This is a genomic window from Aliamphritea hakodatensis, from assembly GCF_024347195.1.
Taxonomy (GTDB): domain Bacteria; phylum Pseudomonadota; class Gammaproteobacteria; order Pseudomonadales; family Balneatricaceae; genus Amphritea; species Amphritea hakodatensis.
The window spans coordinates 4714129-4734457 of sequence record NZ_AP025281.1; the positions used below are offsets into that span (position 1 = coordinate 4714129).

Here is a 20329-nt window from a genome sequence, read left to right on the forward strand (position 1 = left end):
GAATTCTCTGCGAACCTAAACAATGGCAAACATGACTTTCGCTGCCTGCTTTAGCGGTATTAACAGCATCTCTGAAACTCCGCCTCCGGCACTAACCAATAATGTCTGCCTCGCGGCAACGGTAAGCCTCTATATTCTTATCTGCTTCAGTTAGATAGTCGTTCCAGCCATGCAACATTGCCTGTGCCTGTGTATAAGACAGATCAGCCGTCAGCACACCCTCGAAATACACCGCACTGTGGCAGGTATCCCCTCCCCTCTGATAGGTGCTGTCTAAAGGCGCAGGATCACCTGCCAGATCCGTCGGTAATTCATCACCCTGTACGGGCTTTAAAATCTGTAACCGTACGGTATTCCCCGTACTGTGAAAGACTGTATGCGCCCCGCGCCGGTTCAGGCTGAAGCTGAGCATCGCCAAACCGCCAATAAAGGCAGAAAGTGCCATTAACTGTTTACGGGTATACGGTGCAGCAGACTGCTGCGGAGGTGTGAGCGGTTCCATCGCGGTTGAAACTCCCTGTAAGTGCCTTGTTTACGCTGAAAAAAATCGTTCCGGCGTTTGTGCATCCATGCTGTTGCCTATAGAGTTGTAATCAAACCGTTTTTTGATAGTAAACTCAATAGCAAACTAGCCAAATAATAGCTACCAAGTAAATGGATAGCAATGCGAAGTAGCTATTATTTAGCTGATTATTTTCTATGATGAGAGAGCGATTCATAGCTTTGGTCAATCATGTGACCCAGACAAGCTATAAACACAAAGAGTTCTCAGAACTCTCAGGACTTGACCGTAAGAAGGTTAAAAACCTGCTGGACGGTAATCAGCGCTTCAACGAAGAACACATTCATCTCATCACTACCGCATTCCCTCAATATAAAATGTGGTTCGTCTTCGGCCAGACACAGCCAGAAACAGAACAAACCAGCCCAGAGCTCGAAGAAGGTGCAGATAGCACCGGAGAAACCGGGACAAATACTCGATAGCGCAAAGGATCAGGGAACGCTGGCTAAAGTAATAGCCAGCGGGGCGCATGCAAAACATGGAAACGCATAGGCAGCGTAATGGATTATCTGATCACAGGAATTATCTGTTTTCTTATCATTTCTTAAAAAACTCCTGTGAAATTTATCATTTTATATCAAGTAAGTTATGTATATCTAACTGACGTAAAAGGTCACGTTTAATTTTCGAATAACAAAATTTATTAATATCCATTTTATCAAATAAAACATTACTTACATTACTTAATAAATCGATAAAATACTCCTTATTTTCACCTTGAAGACTATGTTGATTCTTGTAAAAAAAATCAACTAATCCTTCGACTTCACTGATATTATTATTATATCTATCTAACAACAATAAATCATTAGCTGTGCTATCATTTAACTTTGTTATTTTTTTCAACTCTACCTTTTCAGCTTTTTTATTATGTAAAGAATCTAATGATAACTCAAACTTATATATATCATCAAAAGATTCATGATAAGGATTTATATGAGTTTCAATTGAAAATTTCTTTTCTTTTTTTATTGAAGAATTACAGTCATGGCAAGATGGTATTAAATTATAAAATGACAATGAAAAATATGGATGAATTACTTTCGGATAGAAATGATCAAGATCTAATAAAGCTTTATTTTTCTGACTTGTTGATGTGGTGTTAGTTATATTGATAACACTTAACTTATTTAAATTACAATATGGGCAAGAAACACTGGTAAATCCTAATCTTACTAAAATATCCCTGCATAACTTTGAACTTCTAAAAGACTTATAGCTAAAAATATCCTCAGACAAAATCTTTCCAAACTCAGTTTGTGTATACTGACCTTTGATTAGAGAGCAAACATCATCCTCCTTTATTATTTTTAAAATTTCATTTTTTATTACCGACAATTCATTGGGATTACCTTTTATTAATCTGCTTAAGTTTTTATGATTACTCTCCATAAAAAACTCAATCAGCCCCTTATGTCTATTTCTTGTTTCATTACAATTATCTGCCACATCCTTTAAATACTTTTTTGTTTTGATTTTTATTAGGACTTTTTCACACTTAGAGATTAAAGAATTCCTATAATAATCTCCTTTAGCAGTTTTTTTATTCAAACCATTCCAATAAGACTCAAGAACTTCATTTAGTAAAAGATCATTTCTTGAGTTTATTTTATCCTTAAGATTAATCATTATTAATCAATCCTGTTATCTTATATTTTAGAACCTCATCACCTATTTGACGTGTTATTTTTCGTGCATACTCTTTATTCTGGCTGTTTAACTCTGCTTTTTCTAAAATCTCGATTAATTCTTGTATTTTCTTAAATGAAAACAATCCAACTTTTGAGCTATTCAAGAAAAAAGCGTTTGAATATAGATCATATAAATTAGCTCCAAATGTATTTGAACCTATATCAACTTGTTCTATTTTTTGTGTATTTTCAGATTTATTTAAAATAACTAAATTATTATTTGGCAAATCAGAGACCAAGAATGGTGAGTGCGATGTTAAGATTAACTGTATTTTATTTTTTGTCACACTTTGCAGGAAGTTTAATAGTCTATCAAAAAACTCTATCTGCCATTTCGGGTGCAAATACAAGTCACCTTCATCGATACATAATAAAATATGATCACTTCTAGATACTTTTATTTCATGATATATAAGACTAAATAAATTCAAATACGCTCTATGACCTGAACTAATACCTGACCATTCCATACCGAGGATATTAATGTTTCCAAAAATATCTGATACTCTATTAATAAACTTTTTTGAAGAAAGAGAAGAGTACTCTAAGCTATAATAATCTTGTCCTTTACCTCTAGCACCTTCTTTAAAATGAGTCATCATTGAGCTCGGAAAGGATCTCTTGATATGAATCAAAAAATTTATCATTCTAGAAATCTTATCTACATCAATAAAACCTGAGCCTCTTTCATTTTCCTCAAATTCATATAACAAAGGAATAATTTCAATTTTAACCTTGAAGAGTAGATTATAAGTAAACCTATCTGTCTTTAAATCAAATAATTCTTCTTCAACTAAGTCATAAAATTGTTTTAGAACTGCCTTTTCAATTATTGAATTTTTTGATATTTGACTCATCAACCATATATAAAACTTTAATCTCAAAGTATTTATAAATTTACTTTCAGGTTTTAAATTATTCAATCTATTAACAAAAAGCTTATAAGTTTCTGATAAATAATAGGCAGTATATTCATCTAACAATGAGCTTTTATGATGTAAATTTATCGAACCACTGTAATTTAAACTAATAACAACTGAGCTTGGAAGATCAATTTCTAATTTTTTAAAAAATCTTGAAGATATAAATGAAATCTGTTTATTAAAAAAGCCATATTGATCGTAATTTTTTTTCATTGAGTTAGTAGATATATCAGATACACTTCGATCAAAGCTATGTCTTCTTCCATCAAAAACATTAGAAAAATATATTGCTTTTAGATTATCGATATTACCATTATACTCAGAAACACTTACATCACTGTCAACTTTTAATGATTTACCATCCTTATAATAATGATAGCAACAATATTTATCATTTACTTTTATGACAAATATGTAATCACTATTGATTTTTAATTTATTCCCTTTAGCCAGAATACAAATAAGCTCTAATATATTACTTTTACCAACCCCATTTTTACCTATAATACCTGTTACTTCTTCAACGTTATTACCAAAAAAATCACTTGATAAGCTTTCTTGATCTTTCTTTGTTAATTTCCTTGACTTACTGCAATATTTAAAGCTAGTTTCACTAGACAAATTAACACTAAAATCACTGAACTCTCTAAAACTGCTTACCCAAATAAAGCAAACTTTCATTAAACCTATCCTGATATTACTGTTTATTATCAAAGTTTTAACTAATATATACCCTAAATTACGCGCCTCCATCTAACACTTTTTTCCCTCAAAAAACAGTATCATCTTGGTATCAGTTAGCCTTCAATTGACTCAGAGTTGTACAAAAATTAAACACCCATAAATCATTCTGATTAATTCAAATATTTTTCTTATAGGTAACTCGCAGCTACGACTTCCGGTAGCCTGACCTATACAGCATGGAATAATGAGGACAATTTCATGTCTATCAGAAAGATAGTATTCAGCGTAGATTTTGGACGTACGGCCAGAAAGCCCCCCCACGGTAAGCGCGTCATTCGACTCTCCGTGGGAACGGGGTCAGGTCTTGCCTTTTACCTAATCAAACGAAGCAGAGTCCACTCCACTCCAACACACCCACAACAAGCCTTAGTGTCTGTGTTCAGGTTCCTGTTCATGAATGTAGATACCGTAACCGTCCACAGGGAAGGATTTGGGTCAGGTCTTGCCTTTTGCCTTAACCAATAAGACAGAGACAAGCCACCGCCAACACACCCACAACAAGCCTTACTGCCTGCGCGCAGGTTCCTGGTCGTGAATGTAGATGCCGTAACCGTCCACAGGATGTGGTACACCGGCCTGATCTAATGCGTTGGCGATTGAGCCTCTGTGATATGAGCTGTGGCTAACGATATGAAACAGGATTTCTTCAACCGATAGCTTGCCAGCCTTACCGTCAGCAAAGGTGAATGCGATTACCCTTTGCCCAGCTTCATCACTCAACGTATTGGCGTATTCCCGGTACCACTGGCCCGAGGCTGTCAGCCTTTCATTCAGTGTTTCAAAGGCGGGGACTGTTTCGCTATTGGTGTGCTTATGCGGCACAGGAGAGTCGGTTAATCGTGCCTGAAATAAGTCCTGCACGATCACCATGTGGTTAATCTGCTGCAGCATAAAGGCGTATTCGCGGGGAAAGGCGTTGCTGTCGACCTGTTCAATCGCCGCCAGAGTACGCTGGTCAGCCCATTGCTTGAACTTTATCGCTTCAATAATCATCTTCATCCTGAATACCTTATTGGCCGCTCTTAAGTGACGGGCGTGAAAGACACTGATGTTTTATTCCAGCACCTCAGAACTGATCGCCGTATCTTCTGATTCGATCACTTTAACCTCGCCATCAATCACGCCGTATGTTGTACGGTTCAGGGAGGTATCTTTAACCGTCATTCCCATCATACGCATGATGGCGACGGTTTTTGTCTCCAGTGTTGCGATGTTCCTGTCGTGATCTACGAACAGGGATACTTGCTCGCTGTTCACATCGGCCGTTTCCAGAGCCTGAAACGTCATCTTCAGCAGGCCGCGGTACTCGTCATAGGTCACGCGTTTACCCTGAATGGTGATACAGGATGTCGGATGTATGTACTTTAATAACCCTGCTTCATCTTTATTCACCAATGCCGCTTCAGTTTCCCGGCTGATTCTTTCGATAACGTCCTTATCTATAACAGGCATTCGCTCACTCCGGTATGCAAATGGATGAAAAACGGATCAGGCCTTGCCTGTTAACCGATCCGGCTGGCGAAGCTAACAGGACAGCCCCGGCGCTTCCCCATAATAACGGCCGCTGCTATTACGGTTTGAAATGGCACGGCACTTTTCTGGCTTGTGAACAGGAGCTTTTAGTCAGCCAGCCGTTTCAGTTCGCTCAGATCATTCAGCCCTTTAGCCTCAAGAAAGCGGATGTACTGAGCCACTGTCAGATCATGATAATCCGCATCAGGTGTATCAAGCCTTGCCTGCAGATCTGCGCCCGCCGCCAGTAACAGCTTAAAATACTTGGGATTATTAAACAGTACCGCCTGATGCAACGGTGTAAAACCATCCAGTGGCGCATCAACCGATTCCCCGCGGGCAATTAACACCGCCAGCAATGAATATGCACGTTGCTCGGCACGGTCTACCTCGGCAGCTAACGCCCCGCCTTCGCTGCGCTGGCCATCATCAATAGAGTTCAGCATCCGCCCCTGCCAGGCAACAAGGGGCGCACCACAAATATTGATTTTTTCCGATAAATGGCTGCAACGCCCGTAGGGGTAATCAAAGGTTTTCATCATCCAGACGGCGGCAGCCGGGCTAAGCAGATAGCCGTTGGCGTCGTAAGGGTTCGCGCTAAACTCTTCACCCTTCAAGACCGCTAACGTCACCAGACCATAGCCGTCGCTCGCTAAACCCACAGTCCGGCTGGCACTGGGCACAAGGCTGATTAACACGCACAAACCAATAACAATCAACGGCACTTTCATTGAATACGCCCGCACTCTGATGAATAACCCGGCCATCATAAAGATAAAGCATCAGGGGGCAAAGAATATACCGGATCAGCCTGACCTTACGCCTTACCTGAAGTACATAGTCGCGGGGGCAGGTTTTGTTTATTTAAGGGCCGAGCCGAATATCCACCAGCGCACCTGCTTGACCCTCTACTATCTGCGTTCAGGTTTCTGGGTGTGAATGTAGATGCTGTAACCGTCCATAGCATGTAGTCACAAATCTGATTTAATGCGCTAGCGCTAGAGACCCTGTTATCTTCAAAGCCTGTTTCGAACCAACCAACGCCCTCTTAGGTTATCAGCACTGCCTATTCGATACTTAAGAAGTGAGGTTCGTAGCCATAACAGAAGTCATTTAGGTCATAGATCCCAAGGCAGTCCGGGTGTTAATGACGTCTTCAAAGGGATGATGTACTGTTGAATCATTCATCAAGAATGGATGTGTAATGCACGTATCAACAAGGAATGTATAAGGAAAGCTAAGACGTGGGCAGTATTACAACATTTATGGCCATAGCAGGCCTATTTCTTTGTTTTAGAAAAGGTGAAAGATGGTTTGGCATCCTTTTGTTGTTGGGAGCAAGCTACATTGGCTACACGGATTACTTCGAAAACCATGCGTATCTGGACTATAAAAAGTCAGGCAACTTTTGTGTGACAAGTATTCATGTGTTAAAAACCAGAGGAGGTAAAAAACCTATCCTCAGAGGCTACGTGGACAATGAACGTATAAAATTACATTACAATCATTACGTTAGATCAAACTATCCTTTCGATTTATCTAAAGTTCAAAAGGATCAGTGCTATGACCTTGAGTACATCGACGCACCTCTTCAGGAAACACTGCCATATAAAATGATCCGACATACCGGACCTTATACACAGAGCGGATAACTTCGGCCTCAACCGTTCGGCCCTATTCTTTCACTGCCCCCCTGCCTAAATACCAACATAATGGAATTTACCTGCCCAACTCACTCTAAGGTCTACCAACAATCAACACCTTATGAAGCCTTCTCATAATATATTGAATTTTTTTCCACTCAGAACAACATCTAACAATCCAAAAGCGACACACTTATGCTAATATGCGCCCCCTGATTGATGTATTCCGTCAGCTACACTGGTTTACATAGGTTTCGGCACGAGACTGAGCAGTCAGACCCCACAATTAGACATACTACGAGCTTCGGAAGATGAACCAACATACACCTCTGGATAAAAGCAAAATCAAAATTTTGCTGTTAGAGGGCGTCCACCAGTCCGCACTGGATACGCTAAACGCGCAAGGTTACACCAACATTGAATATCTGACCGGCTCCTTACCGGAAGATGAACTGATTGAACGTATTAAAGATGTACGTTTTATCGGTATCCGTTCCCGCACCCAGCTCACTGAGAAAGTGTTTGCTGCTGCTGAAAAACTGATCTCCGTGGGCTGCTTCTGTATCGGCACCAACCAGGTTGATCTGAATGCAGCTATCCAGCGCGGTGTTGCGGTATTCAATGCCCCTTATTCCAACACCCGCTCGGTTGCCGAGCTGGTAATTGCTCAGTCCATCCTGCTGCTTCGCGGCGTGCCGGAGAAGAGCGCTAAGGCCCACCGGGGTGTATGGCAGAAGTCGGCGAAAAACTCGTATGAAATCCGTGGTAAGAAACTCGGCATTGTCGGTTACGGCAGCATCGGTTCACAGCTGAGTGTGATGGCTGAGTCACTGGGTATGGAAGTACTCTTCTACGATACCGTGACTAAACTGCCACTGGGTAATGCGGTACAGGTTGGCAGCATGAAAGAGCTGCTGAATACCTGTGACATCATTTCCCTGCATGTACCGGAAACCCGGGCTACTAAAAATATGATGGGCCCTGCACAGTTTGCTGAGATGAAGCACGGTTCGATCTTCATTAACGCGGCCCGCGGCACCGTTGTGGATATCGATGCTCTGTGCGGTGCATTAAGTGAACAGCGCCTGCTGGGTGCCGCCATTGATGTATTCCCGGTTGAGCCACGTACCAACGATGATGAGTTCATCTCGCCGTTACGTGAGTTCGATAACGTGATCCTGACCCCACACGTGGGCGGCTCCACCATGGAAGCCCAGGAAAACATCGGCTATGAAGTGGCTGAAAAACTGATCAAGTACAGTGATAACGGTACCTCTGTCAGCTCGGTTAACTTCCCTGAAGTTGCCCTGCCAGAGCATCCGGATGTTCACCGTCTGCTGCACATTCACGAGAACAAGCCGGGTGTGCTAACCGCGATCAACGAAGTGTTCTCTGAGAACAACATCAACGTTAGCGGTCAGTACCTGCAGACGAACGAGAACGTGGGTTATGTCGTGATCGAGGTGGATGCTGACTGTTCAGACGTGGCGCTGTACAAGCTGAAGCACGTTCCGGGCACTATCCGCTGCCGCCGGCTGGTATAAATCCACGGCGTCAGATGGCCTGTTTCAAACAAAAAAGCACTGCTCAGGCAGTGCTTTTTTATTTCAGCCAGTAACAGCCACTGGGTATATTTTAAGTTCATGAAACACAACAAAAACCCACTTTGGTTAGCCTGATTACCCAAGTTGGCAGCGCCATTTCGCGGTGGGTTTTGTGCACTGTAAATTTGCCTAAAAGCCCCGCCATTACTGCCGATAAAGCAGTTAATGATTAATTAATGTGCAGTTTTTATTTTCTCGCGACTGTATATATATTATTCTATGTGTGAGACTGAAAAAATGTGCTGCATATTGGACTTGCCGGCACAGTGACACGATGAAGAATCGATGGAGTGATAGGTAAGATGGAAAACAAGCGATTATGCAGTGACTGCTTCATACTGGTGCGTCGCCAACTGGTTACATTGCACGAGAACCTGGTTGAAAGAAACCACGTGTTCAATGACACCATTTACGAGTGCCAGGCCTGTAAGCACCTGATCCGGCTTTCACATGTACCACATCAGTGGAGTGTGATGGAGCCTGCTGAAGACGATATCCATCAGCACGATGCAAAGACCGCCTGATCACTGAAAGTCAGCCTGCCCCGCAGGCTGTTTTTTTATCCGCTGATATAATCGGCAGTGTTTCTTACGCCCTGTCATAACGCTCCCTCCAACGCCGTTCATTCCGTTCATTAAATACACAAAAACGGCCAGCAATGATGTCTGGCCGTTCCGCTGTAAACACCCAGAGTATCTGCACAGCTTTATCCACAGATATTCTGTATAACTTTACTCTTTGGTGTGATTCATCCCGAAATACATCACTTGCTCATTCATGTCTTTAATCTTGTCCGGATTCAGAACCAGGCGAGAGCTTTCCAGTTTATCCACATTCGGCTGGGCATCGACCCATTCGTCGGCAGAGCTCAGGGTTGTCAGCACGCTGCTGGCACCTTTGGTGTAGTAATGGCCGGGGATAACCACTTTCGGTTGGTAACGCTCCAGCGCGGTGTCTACGTCTTCATAGCTGAGAATATGCTGGGAGCCGTCGATGTTCATGATCAGTACATCGACCGTTTTCAGTACGTCTTCCACATGGTCTGCAGGGATTGGCCGGTTGTCACCCCAGTGGGCAATTTTAATGCCGCCGGTTTCGATCACCTGAATATAGTTGTCCATGTGCAGGAAGTTTTCTTTGGCGCAGAAGTCCTGACCGAATTCTTCATCGGCTTCGGTCCACTTATACCAGCCTTTGGACGCACACATGTGCTTGTCTGCCAGCCCGGTGACTTTTACGTCGCCCAGCTTATATTCACCGGATAGCCGTTCCAGCACCTGAATGGCATGGGGGCGGTATACGGCGTCGTGGTCAAAGTGTGCGTGGGTGGATAACACCAGATCGACGGGCACTTCCGGGAATTCTTCCGGGAACCAGACGCCCCAGTAACCGGACGGGTCATTACGCCACGGGTCGATCATTATCTTCAGGCCGTCCGGAGAGGTGATACGAAATGCCATATGGCCAAAGAAGTCGATGGTGACATCACCGGGCTTCGACGGGTCTCCGCCGTTTTTCTGGGCTTCAATAACCTTGTTATTGTTCTCGGTGAATGTCCACGAACGGGACTCCGCCTGAACACCGCCGGCCAGGCTGCACGCCAGTAACGCGGGGGCAAAATATCGGATCAGTTTGTTGTTTTTATTCATGATTGTCTCCTGCTACCGCACGTCAGGCCGAATTGCCTGACGCAGGAACCACCATCATTGAATAATTCATTCCCCCTTAGAAGCAGGGGAAAATAGGTGATAAATAAGGGGGCATCCCCCTATTTTTTACTGGCTGGCTGCCAGCAAATATTGCTTGAGGGTCACGCTTGAACGGGCCAGCCCCAGCTTTTCGCGGATATTACGGCGGTGGAAGTCGATGGTACTTTTTTCCAGATGCATCTGCTGCGCAATAGCCTTGCTGGATAAACCGTTGCCAATCGCCACGGCAACCTGCTGCTCTGTGGGGGTTAGCCGGGCCAGTGAGGTATTCTTCGGGTGCCGCACCGCCCCTAACTGTTCGCGGATACGGCCGAGATATTCCTGCTGTTCCACCGTTAAGCCGCTGCTTTCCAGCTTACGTAACCAGGGCTGTAACAGGTGCTCGATACTGGCGTAGATCTCTGTTTCCAGCGCTTGCTTATCCTGTTCCCGCTGATTCAGCAGCACCCGCATGGCGGTGTTAATTTCTTCCAGATCGTTCGCCCGGGCACGCACTTCAAAGCGCTGTTGCTGTAAGGCCTGTTCCAGTATCTGCTGCTCGGTGCGCTGCTGTTGCTGGCGGAACAGAAACTGCAGGTCGCCGTTTACCAGCAACTGGAATTCTTCCAACAGCCCTTTGTATTGTTGCGCCTGCAGGTTATGCCGCACGTCCAGTACACACAGGGTGCCAAAGGGTTCGCCGTCGGGCCAGCTCAGCGGGTAGCCCAGATAAAATGACAGCCCCAGTACCATGTCCGGGTTATCCCGCCATTCTTTATCCAGCTGTGCGTCGGTGACCAGCAGGGGTTCACGGGTATCGATCACCCGGTCACAGTAAAGCCCGCAGTTACGCGGACTTTCTTCGTGGGCACAGTAAGGATTGCCGGCGGTATCACTGCTCACCAGCATTTCGATATCCCGGGGTTTGATCCGGGTGATCAGAGCAGCGGGGGTATCGGTGATACGCCCCATCAGGTCTACCAGACGCTGCCAGCGGGCCAGCATCGGGGCGGGAATTTCAGGTTTTACCTGCGACATTACAAAAACCTCTGCTGTTATTTTTATAGGTTTTTATAGCGTGCTGAAGCGGCACAGCTGCTCACATACTACTAAGCAATGCCGTATTTAGAAAGAAACCCGGCAAAACCGGGTTTCATAAGATGGTGACTCAGAGGTTAATCCGCGGCTTACGGGCAGGGGTTGGAATGCAGTTTCCCGAGCACTTCCAGCTGTTCTGAAAGTTCTGCAGACAGTTGCATTTCAAAGGCATCAATATTGGCTTCCAGCTGTGGCATTTGCGTGGCACCGATAATGGTACTGGCAACAAAGTCACGGCTGTCCACATAGGCCAGCGCCATTTGCGCCGGGTTCCAGCCATGTTGCCGGGCCAGGCTCACGTAGTCGCGGGTAGCGGCCACACCTGCCGGCTGAATATAGCGGCCAAACTGTTTATAGAGGGTCAGGCGGGCGCCTTCCGGCCACTGGTCATCCAGATATTTACCGGACAGCACACCAAAGCCCAGCGGCGAGTACGGCAGCATAGGCACGTTTTCCCGCAGCAATACTTCCGTCAGCCCCACTTCATCGGAACGGTTCAGCAGGCTGTACGGGTTCTGCACGCTGACCACTTTCGGCAGGCCGAGTATTTCAGCGTACTTCACAAAGCTCATGACGCCCCACGGGGTTTCATTCGACAGGCCGATGTAACGGATCTTGCCTTCATCCACCAGCGCTTTAAGCACTTTCAGGGTGTCCAGCATGGCGGTGCCGTCGTGCTGCGGCGCGTGGGTGTAGTTCAACTGGCCGAAGAAGTTAGTGGCTCTGTCGGGCCAGTGCAGCTGATACAGGTCGATGTAGTCGGTCTGTAAGCGTTCCAGACTGCCTTCAACGGCTGCACGGATATTGGCTTCATCAAAGTGGATATCCGGGCGCATAAAGCGGGTCATTTCCGCCGGGCCGGCCACTTTAGTAGCCAGTATGACTTTATCCCGGTTACCCCGTTGCTGCATCCAGCGGCCGATGATGACTTCAGTCTGACCCTGCAGGCTTTCATTCACCGGTGCGGGGTAGATTTCCGCAGTATCGACAAAGTTAACGCCACGCTCAAAGGCATAATCCAGTTGGGCAAAGGCTTCTGCTTCGGTGTTGTCCTGTGAGTATGTCATGGTGCCCAGACATACCCGGCTGACGTTCAGATCACTGTCACCCAACAGGTTATAGCGCATGGCGTTTCCTCTTTGTTACGGCTGCGGTTATACCGGCAGCAGACGAACGAAATATGACTTCAGGTAATCGGTTTCCGGAATTGCCGGATGTACCGGGTGGTCGCCGCCCTGATGGCCCTGATCAAAGATCTGTGCCTGACGGTCCAGCGCGCGGCTTTCTGAGCGGATCATATCCACCAGACGGTCACGCTGCAGGTGCATGGAGCAGGATGCAGAAACCAGAATGCCGTTCTTGGCAACCAGACGCATTGCCAGTTGGTTCATGCGGCGGTATGCCTGTTCACCGTTGCGGATATCTTTACGCTTCTGAATAAACGCCGGCGGATCAAGGATCACTACATCGAACTTTTCGCCTTCTTCCAGCAGCATCTTGCAGCCGTCGAATGCATCGCCCTGCATGGTGGTAAAGCGGTCTGCCGCTTCGTTGATGCGGGCGTTTTCTTCCGCCACGTCCAGCGCAAATTCAGAGGCATCCAGACAGGTTACATGGTCAGCACCGGCCGCCAGTGCCTGTACGCCCCAGCCACCCACGTAGCTGAACAGGTCGAGTACTTTTTTACCGGCTACGTGCTGTTGCATACGGGCGCGGTTCAGACGGTGGTCGTAGAACCAGCCGGTCTTCTGGCCAGCCTTAACAGGCGCCACCAGCGGTACGCCGTTTTCCATCAGCGGTGCCATGTCCGGTACTTCGCCGTAAACGGTTTCAACGTAGCTTTCCAGGCCTTCCATGTCGCGCATCTTACCGTCGTTGCGGAACAGAACGCCCTGCGGTTTGAAGACTTTCAGCAGCGCGGCAAGAATTTCATCTTTCAGCGCTTCCATACCGGCGGTGGAGATCTGCACGACAAAAATATCGAAATAGCGATCGATCACTAACCCGGAAAGGCCGTCACTGTCGCCAAACACCAGCCGGTAACACGGCTGATCGAAGCAGGCTTCACGCAGCGAAAGCGCAACCTTCAGGCGGTGCACCAGCAGCGACTGATCCATGGTCTGCTTCACAGAACGGCTGATCAGCCGGGCGCAGATCAGGGTGTTCGGGTTTACATATGCAATGCCCAGTGCTTTTCCGTTGGCGGTTTCAACCACCACCTGTTCACCGGCAGCGAACTGTTTCAGCGGCGTTGCCTTGGTATTTACCTCGTTGCTGTAGATCCAGACATGGCCACCGCGCAGACGTTTATCTGCGCCACTGTTTAATCGTAATACTTGCAAAATTTTTCCACTCTCAGATAACAGCAACCGGGGTTTTCCGGCCACCTTTCACGGTATATGCAATACCGTATAAACAACAAAGCCCCGCCATCAGGCGAGGCTCAGAACTGCGGCTTCTGAATTACTCTTCAGATTCACACAGTTCAGCGTAAGCTTCTGCGTCCAGCAGACCTTCCAGTTCTTCTTCAGCGCTAACCCGCAGCTGGAAGAACCAGCCGTCACCGTACGGGTCGCTGTTGACCTGTTCAGGCTCATCTTCCAGGCCTTCGTTAACAGCAATCACTTCACCGGACAGCGGAGCGTAAATATCAGATGCGGCCTTAACAGACTCAACCACACCCATGTCATCGCCAATGGCAAACTCTGAACCTACTTCAGGCAGCTCCACAAATACCACATCACCCAGCAGCTCCTGCGCGTGATCGGTAACACCGATAGTGACCACCCCATCGCCCTCATGACGAATCCACTCGTGGCTGGACACATACTTTAATTCGCTAGGGATATCACTCATTTCTCTGTTCCTAAATGAAAGTTAAAAACCGGCCCTTTCCGACACTGAAAAGGCACCACAACGTCAAACGCTGTACATACTTAATTGCGGATATCTGACTGCATACACAGCCGGACATCATTTATTTCTAGACCATCTTTATAACGATGGCCAGTTGTCTCCCATCAGACCAGTGACAGGATAAATAATTCGTGCCACAGCGCCCTTGCCTCAGATCATTCCAGACTATATTTATGCACTGTTTCAGAGGCGGCCATTCTACCTGTCCCGGCGACCAGATAACATAACTGTCTGCCGAAGAAATCAGCTGCGCCGGGCAAACCGTGGCAAATTCCCGCTCAGGCCCATGGCTTGCTGAACAATATGGTTCTTCACCATCGGGGCCTGATTCATCAGGCTCATGCCGATATTCCTCAGCAGGCGCGGTACAGCAGCATCGGTGGCAAACAGCCGCTTAAAGCCTTCCATTGAGGCCGCCATTTTGAGGTTTTCCCCCTGCCGCTGGCGCTGATAACGGTGCAGAACGTAATCGCTCTGCCAGCTTTCGCCATTGGCCCGGGCATCAAGAATCACTTCTGCCAGTACGGCGGCATCCAGCAAGCCAAGGTTAACGCCCTGCCCGGCCAATGGGTGTATGGTGTGCGCGGCATCACCAATGGCGGCAAATCCGGCCTGCACATACCGGCTGGCATGGCGCTGGCGCAGGGGCACCGACATACGCGGCTGCGGTGCCGAGACTGTGCCCAGCCGGCCTTCAATGGCCCGTTCAAGGGCCTGACAGAAGGCGTCATCATCCAGTTCCATCAGCGCTTTGGCATGATCCGGTGAGGTGGACCAGACAATCGAGCCGTGCTGATCGTCTGCCCCGGAGACCGGCAGAAACGCCAGCGGACCGTCGTCGGTAAAGCGCTGCCAGCAGGTATGCTGATGGCCTTCCGCGATGTGTACGGTGGTCACAATGGCATGGTGGCCATAATCCCATTCCCACATGGGTAAGTCCGCCAGACGGCGGGTGTTGGACATCGCCCCATCAGCGGCGATCACCAGCCTGGCTCTCAGGGAAGAGCCATCGGCAAAACTCAGGGTACGGGATGGGTCCGGAGTATCTGTATCGCACTCTGACAGACCGGTCAGCCGGCTGCCGGATTGCCATTCAATGGCCGGCATGTTCAGGCTGGCCTGATACAGCGCCGCCAGGGTGACCCGGTTTTCCACAATATGCCCCAGACAGCTTTCCTGCAGCTCATGGCTGTTAAACTGAATGTTGCCGCTGCCTTCGCCGTCCCAGACGTCCATACGGGTATAAGGCGTAACCCGCATGTTCTGCATTAACGGCCAGGCTGCTGCATGGTTCAGGATCTGCTGCGACGCAATGGTTAACGCGCTGACCCGGTTATCAAAATCGTTACTGCGCTGTTGCTGCTCGGCATCAATCAGGCTTTGCCGGTCGCTGTCGCGGGCTTCAATCACTCTTACACGCAGGCCGCTGTCTGCCAGCAGGCATGCCAGTGTCATGCCCACCATACCGGCGCCGACAATGGCGATATCTACCTGTTCTGTATGCTGTTGCTGATGTTCGCTCACAAAAGGCCTCTATGCTTTATCTGCTACAGAAGGTGCTGCCGGTCGTGCCTGCAAGTCCGGCGCGGCGATATCCAGCCCCATCGCACTGCGGGCAAATACCGTTTTCAGTAACGGGCAGGTATCCATGACCTGTAAACCGGCACTGCGGCCCAGCGCCAGCAATGGCTGGTTATTGGAGAACAGTTTCATGGTCTGATCGCTGAAGCCCACAGTTTTCTGCTGATCGCCCCGCACCTGTTCCTGAAATGCCTGCAGGTCTGCCAGTTGCCCCAGCGCTTGCCCCTGCTGTTTGGTCTGAATGATGTATTCCGCCAGCCGTACCGCACCGCGTAAGGCCAGGTTATAGCCCTGCCCGGCAATCGGGTGTAATGCATGGGCGGCATTGCCCAGCAGTACCAGACCGCTGCGTACCTGTTCTTCCGCAAAGGTCAGTTTAAGAGGGTAATGATGCCGCTCGCCCACCCGCTGAAAATATCCCAGCCGGTAGCCGAAGGTGTCGTGCAGGCGGGCCATGAAGTCTTCATCACTCAGGGCCAGTGTTTCATCCAGCTGTTCGGACGGTACCGTCCAGACTAACGCTACCCGGGGTTCACCGTTCTGATCTTCCAGCGGTAACAGCGCCATCGGGCCATTCCGGGTGAATCGCTCATAAGCCATCCCGTTATGGGGCTGACCCGGCGTCAGGTTGGTGACGATGGCGTGTTGTTGATAATCCTGCTGCTGATAGCCAATGCCCATTTTCTGGCGTAGTGGCGAGCGGCCACCATCGGCCATGACCACCAGCTCCGCAGTTAATTGCGTGCTCTCACCGGCATGTTCCAGCTGCAGTTGCATGTTTTCTGCTGCCGGCTGAATGTCAGTCACGGTAGCCGGGCAAATAAATTCTATATTGGTTACGTCATCTGCCTGTAAGCGGTTCAGCAAGACCTGCCCCAGCCAGCGGTTTTCTACCACGTATCCCAGCGCCGGTACATTTTCATCGGCCGCATGCAGGCGGGTCATACCGAAACGGCCCTGATCCGAGACGTGAATATCGCTGATCGCCGCCAGATGGGTCTGCAGGGTATCCCACAGCCCCATACGCTCGTAAATAACCCGGCTGCCGTAGGCCAGCGCCGTGGAGCGGGCATCGTAACTTGGCTGATACCCTTCAACGGCCGATTCAGGTAAGGCGTGGGCCTCGATGATGGCAATTTTCAGACCCAGTGTCTGGCTGGCCTGAATCAGAGCCGCCGCCAGACTGGCACCGACCATTCCGCCACCGACGATGACAATGTCGTAGTGGCTGTTCATCAGTTATCTGCCTGTGCTGCCATCAGGGTTTCGATGTCATCTACGTGCTTGGGGACACCGGCAGACAGCACTTCACAGCCGTCTTCCGTTACGACCACATCGTCTTCAATGCGGATGCCTATACCCCGCCAGCGGGCGTCCACGTCGGTATTATCCGGTGCAATATACAGCCCCGGCTCAACCGTCAGCACCATGCCCGGCTGCAGCGGCCGCCACTCGCCGGACAATTTGTAATCGCCCACGTCATGTACATCCATCCCCAGCCAGTGGCCAAGGCGGTGCATATAAAATTCCCGGTAGGCTTCGGTTTTAATCAGTTCTTCCCGCTCGCCCTTAAGAATGCCCAGTTCGATCAGCCCATCCACCAGTATTTCAACCGACAGATCGTGCGGGTCCTGCCAGAGTACGCCGGGCTTAATCATGTCAATGCAGGCCAGCTGCGCTTTGAGCACCAGTTCGTACAGGGCTTTCTGTTCCGGACTGAAGCGGCCGGATACAGGGAAGGTACGCGTGATGTCGCTGGCGTAATAGTCCAGCTCGGCACCGGCGTCTATCAGTACCAGATCACCGTCTTTCAATACTTCACTGTTTTCAACATAGTGCAGTACACAGGCATTCTCACCGCCACCGACAATCGCCGGGTACGCCGGTTGCCGGCAACCATTCATGGCAAAGTGGAAATTCAGCCGCGCTTCCAGCTGATATTCAGTGACGCCCGGCTGGCAGTGTTGCATGGCCTTGGCGTGTGCGCCGGCAGAAATCCGGCCCGCTTCACGCATGACCGCAATCTCATTCGCCGATTTGAACAGCCGCATTTCATGTAGCAGGCCATCCAGTTGCTGGGTACCGGTGGGCACCTGTTTACCCTGACGCTTGGCCATTTTCAGGCTGTCGCGCCACTGCCGGATTTGCGTTTCCAGGCCGGTTTTATCGGCGGCGTACACAATCTGATCCCGCCCCAGCATCAGTTCCGGTAACTGCTGATCCAGCTCGTCATTGGCAAAGGCTTTATCCACCCCCAGTTCCGCCACAGCCCGTTCAGGCCCCAGACGGTAACCGTGCCAGATTTCCATGGTTTTATCCCGCTCTCTGCAGAACAGAATGCTTTGCGGCGTTTCACCCGGCAGCAGTACCAGCAGCGCGTCCGGCTCATCAAACCCGGTCAGGTAATAAAAATCGCTGTCCTGCCGGAAGGGATATTCAACGTCGGAGTTACGCGGTTGCATGGTGGCTGCCGGTACCAGCGCGATCGCGCCGGCAGGCAGGCTGTTCAGTAAACGCTGACGGCGTTCATTAAACTCATTCAGAGGTATAGAGGTCATACGGGTCATGGTTCGCCTCGGCAGTCATCAGTATGCTGATTATCCGGCATCAGCAACCGTCTGAATAGCCGGTTGCCCTTAAATTCCCTGGTTCAGTGCAGTACCGGCTGTTCCGGGTCAGTGTCACCACTGTTTTCCACCGGATGGGATTCACTGAAGAACATCAGTGTCGCCATGCGCACATATTCCTGCAATTCCATCAGGCCGTTTTCGTTTTCTTCGTCGTCTTCATCCTGATCCAGCTCGACCCAGGAGATCTGTTCCAGATCACGTAACGCTTCCAGCTGATCATCGGTCAGGCTGCTGTCCGTATGCGCACCGTTGAGACCAAACCCCACCAGAAAGCCCTGACACCAGCTGCCCAGCGCCGTCACCCGTTCATTCAGGGAGAGGTCGTCATCCGGCAGCAACAGGCGGAAGGTAAAATCCGGGTTATTCATCTGACTGAGTACGCCTTCGTACAGATCAACCAGCGCAATCCGGGAGCTTTCATGCTTCAGGCTGCTGACGTCCATCATTTCCAGCGCGGCAAACATCCAGCGCTCCTGGGTAAAGTCAGCACCGGCGGTGAGATATCCGCACAGCAGACCATGCACTTCTGCTGCAGATACCGACATGCTGTCTTCGGCCACCAGCACATCGGCAATTTCGTAATATTCAGGAATAAAATCTTCAGGAGAATTTTCGACGCTCATAAGTATTCTCGGTCAGGCGGCGGGCAGCCCCGCTGTAAAAATAAAATACCGCGACAGAATCCTGAAGAAACAGTGAGATAGCCCGTTACGGACAGTGTTTGTTCAGCCCGGACAGCACCGCTGAAAGCAGCTGAATGCCTGACCCCAAACCGGCTATGCAAAATGACAGGAAATCTGTTGCGAAGATGTTCTACATCCTAGCATTAACAGGTAGCATTCTCTATGCGGACAACCCGGGGAGGCGGTGAATTTCCTTCCTGCATTGCATTCGCCTTTAAAGCTATGTTAAACAAGAGCCTTTTACCTCCGGTAACCGTTATGAGCGAGCAAGATCTGCGCACCCTTGAGAGCCAAGTCGAGCAACTGATCCAGTACTGTCAGCGTCTGGAACTGGAAAACCGTCGCCTGTACCGGTCGGAAACGCAGCTGAAAGAAGAGCGTAACCGTTTGCAGCAGTTACATAACGACACCCGCAAACGGGTTGATGCGATGATCACCCGCCTGAAATCACTGGAACAGGAAGCATGAGTAAAGCTAAAAATATCGCGGTAAAGCTACTCGACAAAGAGTACGTGATAGCCTGTCCGGAAGAAGCCGAAGCTGAATTACAGCAAGCCGCTGCTCACCTGAACAGCAAACTGCAGGAAATTAAGTCTTCCGGCAAAATTATCGGTATGGAGCGTATTGCCATCATGGCGGCGCTGAATATTTCACATGAATATATCGCTTTCAGACAACAACAGCCGGAAAATCTGGGTGATAATATCAAACGCTTAAGTGATCGTATCCAGGCCACTCTGGATGCCGCCAAACAGCAGGATTAACCCCGACAGCTGCTTGCTCAACAGCTGAAAAAAACTCACTGTAAATAACACAGAAATAGTTTTTTTCAAGTCCTGACATTCAGTTATGCAGGAGTATAATGGCTCGCAGCTCCCCAGGGTTTCTCGGTCGATTGGTTACGTCCCTTGAGCCGATAAACACACTTTAGGAAGCTTCTCGATTAACGGGTGTGCATGTCCGCATGACGGAAAGCCTAATGTTATTCAGAGGCTACCACCTTGAACCTTCGGGTTCAGGGCCACAACCAACGCTATTGCCCTGGGGAGTCATA

Annotated in this window: 20 protein-coding genes and 1 other RNA gene; 6 read left to right on the plus strand and 15 right to left on the minus strand. The window is 48.7% G+C overall.

Annotation, left to right across the window (positions count from 1 at the left end; translation table 11 throughout):
• Positions 1 to 91 precede the first annotated feature (91 nt).
• Positions 92 to 502 (minus strand): hypothetical protein, encoded by a 411-nt coding sequence (locus PCI15_RS21280; RefSeq protein ID WP_271271906.1) that lies wholly within the window; start codon positions 500 to 502, stop codon positions 92 to 94.
• Positions 503 to 735: 233 nt separating this feature from the next.
• Here PCI15_RS21280 and PCI15_RS21285 point away from each other — a divergent pair, with 233 nt between their 5' ends.
• Positions 736 to 984, plus strand: coding sequence for a hypothetical protein (locus PCI15_RS21285; protein ID WP_271271907.1), 249 nt, complete (start codon positions 736 to 738; stop codon positions 982 to 984).
• A 145-nt stretch (positions 985 to 1129) separates the two neighbouring features.
• Here PCI15_RS21285 and PCI15_RS21290 read toward each other — a convergent pair whose 3' ends face one another.
• From PCI15_RS21290 to PCI15_RS21310, 5 genes are all read right to left on the minus strand, one after another.
• Positions 1130 to 2191: a hypothetical protein gene (locus PCI15_RS21290; RefSeq protein ID WP_271271908.1), complete on the minus strand. Its 1062-nt coding sequence runs from the start codon at positions 2189 to 2191 to the stop codon at positions 1130 to 1132.
• Positions 2184 to 3857, minus strand: a complete 1674-nt coding sequence (locus PCI15_RS21295; protein WP_271271909.1) for an AAA family ATPase — start codon at positions 3855 to 3857, stop codon at positions 2184 to 2186. The genes PCI15_RS21290 and PCI15_RS21295 overlap by 8 nt, the downstream gene beginning before the upstream one ends.
• 567 nt (positions 3858 to 4424) lie before the next feature.
• Positions 4425 to 4919: a DinB family protein gene (locus PCI15_RS21300; RefSeq protein WP_271271910.1), complete on the minus strand. Its 495-nt coding sequence runs from the start codon at positions 4917 to 4919 to the stop codon at positions 4425 to 4427.
• Positions 4920 to 4973: 54 nt separating this feature from the next.
• The gene (locus PCI15_RS21305) at positions 4974 to 5372 is read right to left on the minus strand and encodes a hypothetical protein (protein WP_271271911.1); all 399 of its coding nucleotides are present in this window, start codon (positions 5370 to 5372) and stop codon (positions 4974 to 4976) included.
• A 167-nt stretch (positions 5373 to 5539) separates the two neighbouring features.
• Positions 5540 to 6163, minus strand: coding sequence for an ankyrin repeat domain-containing protein (locus PCI15_RS21310; protein WP_271271912.1), 624 nt, complete (start codon positions 6161 to 6163; stop codon positions 5540 to 5542).
• A gap of 1223 nt (positions 6164 to 7386) precedes the next feature.
• Here PCI15_RS21310 and serA point away from each other — a divergent pair.
• Positions 7387 to 8619 carry a phosphoglycerate dehydrogenase gene (gene serA / locus PCI15_RS21315; RefSeq protein WP_271271913.1) on the plus strand — a complete coding sequence of 411 codons (1233 nt, stop codon included), beginning with the start codon at positions 7387 to 7389 and terminating at the stop codon, positions 8617 to 8619.
• 362 nt (positions 8620 to 8981) lie between these two features.
• Entirely contained in the window at positions 8982 to 9203 is a 222-nt protein-coding gene (locus PCI15_RS21320) for a hypothetical protein (RefSeq protein ID WP_271271914.1), read from the plus strand.
• Positions 9204 to 9410: 207 nt separating this feature from the next.
• On the opposite strand, the gene PCI15_RS21325 is transcribed toward PCI15_RS21320, so the two are convergent.
• The 9 genes from PCI15_RS21325 to PCI15_RS21365 all read right to left on the minus strand — a co-directional run bounded on the left by PCI15_RS21325 (position 9411) and on the right by PCI15_RS21365 (position 19215).
• Entirely contained in the window at positions 9411 to 10328 is a 918-nt protein-coding gene (locus tag PCI15_RS21325) for an MBL fold metallo-hydrolase (protein WP_271271915.1), read from the minus strand.
• 126 nt (positions 10329 to 10454) lie between these two features.
• Positions 10455 to 11405 (minus strand): LuxR C-terminal-related transcriptional regulator, encoded by a 951-nt coding sequence (locus PCI15_RS21330; RefSeq protein ID WP_271271916.1) that lies wholly within the window; start codon positions 11403 to 11405, stop codon positions 10455 to 10457.
• Positions 11406 to 11554: 149 nt separating this feature from the next.
• Positions 11555 to 12592, minus strand: coding sequence for an NADP(H)-dependent aldo-keto reductase (locus PCI15_RS21335; RefSeq protein WP_271271917.1), 1038 nt, complete (start codon positions 12590 to 12592; stop codon positions 11555 to 11557).
• A 27-nt stretch (positions 12593 to 12619) separates the two neighbouring features.
• On the minus strand, positions 12620 to 13807 hold the full coding sequence (locus PCI15_RS21340) for a class I SAM-dependent rRNA methyltransferase (protein ID WP_271271918.1): 1188 nt from the start codon (positions 13805 to 13807) through the stop codon (positions 12620 to 12622).
• Positions 13808 to 13928: 121 nt separating this feature from the next.
• Complete coding sequence (gene gcvH, locus PCI15_RS21345) at positions 13929 to 14321, minus strand: glycine cleavage system protein GcvH (protein ID WP_271271919.1); 393 nt, start codon at positions 14319 to 14321, stop codon at positions 13929 to 13931.
• A 303-nt stretch (positions 14322 to 14624) separates the two neighbouring features.
• Positions 14625 to 15905 carry an FAD-dependent monooxygenase gene (locus PCI15_RS21350; protein WP_271271920.1) on the minus strand — a complete coding sequence of 427 codons (1281 nt, stop codon included), beginning with the start codon at positions 15903 to 15905 and terminating at the stop codon, positions 14625 to 14627.
• 9 nt (positions 15906 to 15914) lie between these two features.
• The gene (gene ubiH, locus PCI15_RS21355; RefSeq protein WP_271271921.1) at positions 15915 to 17198 is read right to left on the minus strand and encodes a 2-octaprenyl-6-methoxyphenyl hydroxylase; all 1284 of its coding nucleotides are present in this window, start codon (positions 17196 to 17198) and stop codon (positions 15915 to 15917) included.
• Positions 17198 to 18529, minus strand: coding sequence for a Xaa-Pro aminopeptidase (pepP, locus tag PCI15_RS21360; protein ID WP_336296719.1), 1332 nt, complete (start codon positions 18527 to 18529; stop codon positions 17198 to 17200). Before pepP ends, ubiH begins: the two co-directional genes overlap by 1 nt.
• 83 nt (positions 18530 to 18612) lie before the next feature.
• Positions 18613 to 19215: a UPF0149 family protein gene (locus tag PCI15_RS21365; protein ID WP_271271922.1), complete on the minus strand. Its 603-nt coding sequence runs from the start codon at positions 19213 to 19215 to the stop codon at positions 18613 to 18615.
• Positions 19216 to 19533: 318 nt separating this feature from the next.
• On the opposite strand from PCI15_RS21365, the gene PCI15_RS21370 reads away from it, so the two are divergent.
• From PCI15_RS21370 to ssrS, 3 genes are all read left to right on the plus strand, one after another.
• Positions 19534 to 19743 (plus strand): TIGR02449 family protein, encoded by a 210-nt coding sequence (locus tag PCI15_RS21370; protein ID WP_271271923.1) that lies wholly within the window; start codon positions 19534 to 19536, stop codon positions 19741 to 19743.
• Positions 19740 to 20039 (plus strand): cell division protein ZapA, encoded by a 300-nt coding sequence (locus PCI15_RS21375; RefSeq protein WP_271271924.1) that lies wholly within the window; start codon positions 19740 to 19742, stop codon positions 20037 to 20039. Before PCI15_RS21370 ends, PCI15_RS21375 begins: the two co-directional genes overlap by 4 nt.
• Before the next feature lie 108 nt (positions 20040 to 20147).
• Positions 20148 to 20326: non-coding RNA, 6S RNA (gene ssrS / locus PCI15_RS21380), on the plus strand.
• The last annotated feature ends 3 nt before the right edge of the window (positions 20327 to 20329 follow it).

Coding starts and splice junctions, on each gene's coding strand:
- PCI15_RS21280 (WP_271271906.1), bottom strand. CDS start 502: ATGGAACCGCTCACACCTCCGCAGCAGTCTGCTGCACCGTATACCCGT.
- PCI15_RS21290 (WP_271271908.1), bottom strand. CDS start 2,191: ATGATTAATCTTAAGGATAAAATAAACTCAAGAAATGATCTTTTACTA.
- PCI15_RS21295 (WP_271271909.1), bottom strand. CDS start 3,857: ATGAAAGTTTGCTTTATTTGGGTAAGCAGTTTTAGAGAGTTCAGTGAT.
- PCI15_RS21300 (WP_271271910.1), bottom strand. CDS start 4,919: ATGAAGATGATTATTGAAGCGATAAAGTTCAAGCAATGGGCTGACCAG.
- PCI15_RS21305 (WP_271271911.1), bottom strand. CDS start 5,372: ATGCCTGTTATAGATAAGGACGTTATCGAAAGAATCAGCCGGGAAACT.
- PCI15_RS21310 (WP_271271912.1), bottom strand. CDS start 6,163: ATGAAAGTGCCGTTGATTGTTATTGGTTTGTGCGTGTTAATCAGCCTT.
- serA (WP_271271913.1), top strand. CDS start 7,387: ATGAACCAACATACACCTCTGGATAAAAGCAAAATCAAAATTTTGCTG.
- PCI15_RS21320 (WP_271271914.1), top strand. CDS start 8,982: ATGGAAAACAAGCGATTATGCAGTGACTGCTTCATACTGGTGCGTCGC.
- PCI15_RS21325 (WP_271271915.1), bottom strand. CDS start 10,328: ATGAATAAAAACAACAAACTGATCCGATATTTTGCCCCCGCGTTACTG.
- PCI15_RS21330 (WP_271271916.1), bottom strand. CDS start 11,405: ATGTCGCAGGTAAAACCTGAAATTCCCGCCCCGATGCTGGCCCGCTGG.
- PCI15_RS21335 (WP_271271917.1), bottom strand. CDS start 12,592: ATGCGCTATAACCTGTTGGGTGACAGTGATCTGAACGTCAGCCGGGTA.
- gcvH (WP_271271919.1), bottom strand. CDS start 14,321: ATGAGTGATATCCCTAGCGAATTAAAGTATGTGTCCAGCCACGAGTGG.
- ubiH (WP_271271921.1), bottom strand. CDS start 17,198: ATGAACAGCCACTACGACATTGTCATCGTCGGTGGCGGAATGGTCGGT.
- pepP (WP_336296719.1), bottom strand. CDS start 18,529: ATGACCCGTATGACCTCTATACCTCTGAATGAGTTTAATGAACGCCGT.
- PCI15_RS21365 (WP_271271922.1), bottom strand. CDS start 19,215: ATGAGCGTCGAAAATTCTCCTGAAGATTTTATTCCTGAATATTACGAA.
- PCI15_RS21370 (WP_271271923.1), top strand. CDS start 19,534: ATGAGCGAGCAAGATCTGCGCACCCTTGAGAGCCAAGTCGAGCAACTG.
- PCI15_RS21375 (WP_271271924.1), top strand. CDS start 19,740: ATGAGTAAAGCTAAAAATATCGCGGTAAAGCTACTCGACAAAGAGTAC.